The organism is Helicobacter sp. T3_23-1059, assembly GCF_053654515.1.
This window is the reverse complement of sequence record NZ_JBSIUV010000203.1, coordinates 1-635: the sequence shown is the minus strand read 5'-3', so window position 1 is coordinate 635 and position 635 is coordinate 1. Positions and strand designations below refer to the sequence as shown.

Below are 635 nucleotides of genomic sequence, written 5' to 3'. Positions count from 1 at the left end.
TGTGAAGACTCCTTTATTTTGTCTTAAGTTGTCTTGAGCCTTGTGAAATAGCGAGATTATAAAACATAATTTTTGTCGCATTTGGATAAAAATAATCCACATACACAAATTTCGCAATGCGTTGCAATGCTCCTGTATTGCGCGATTCTTTATCATCGGTTTTGGTTTCTTCTATGGCATAAAGTGGGGTGTCGCTTGGCGTTGGTTCTACGCTTTGGAAAAACACAAGATAATCTACAAAACTACTGCCACCGCTTATTATTTTTAGGTAGATTTTAGCGATTTTATTGCACCGCACACCTATGATTTCATAGGCAAACAAAAACCGCCCATTTTCTATGATGGGCAAGATTCTAAGATTATCCACAAATGCGACAAACTTTTTATCACGCAAAAATCGCGTGATGATAAAGCACAAAGTGCTAACTTTTGGTCGCTCCTCTGTGAGAATGTAGAGATTCATTGTGTGCCTTTTGGTATTGCTTGTTTTGTGTCTTTTTGTGTTTGTTTTTGCGCCGTGATTGTAGCATAGAAATGTTGTAGATTTTTTCGCGCTTTCTTGCATTTTTTTAGGCTTTTTGCAAAATCTTTGAAAAATTTGCGTTTTTCCCCTTGACTTAGAGTTGCTATCAGGG

1 protein-coding gene is annotated in these 635 nt (G+C 37.2%); it reads right to left on the bottom strand.

The annotated features are described in order from the left end of the window. Positions 1 to 13: 13 nt before the first annotated feature. A complete protein-coding gene (locus tag ACWIX0_RS14060) occupies positions 14 to 463 on the bottom strand; it encodes a hypothetical protein (RefSeq protein WP_454174597.1) in 450 nt (149 codons plus the stop codon). Positions 464 to 635: the final 172 nt, after the last annotated feature.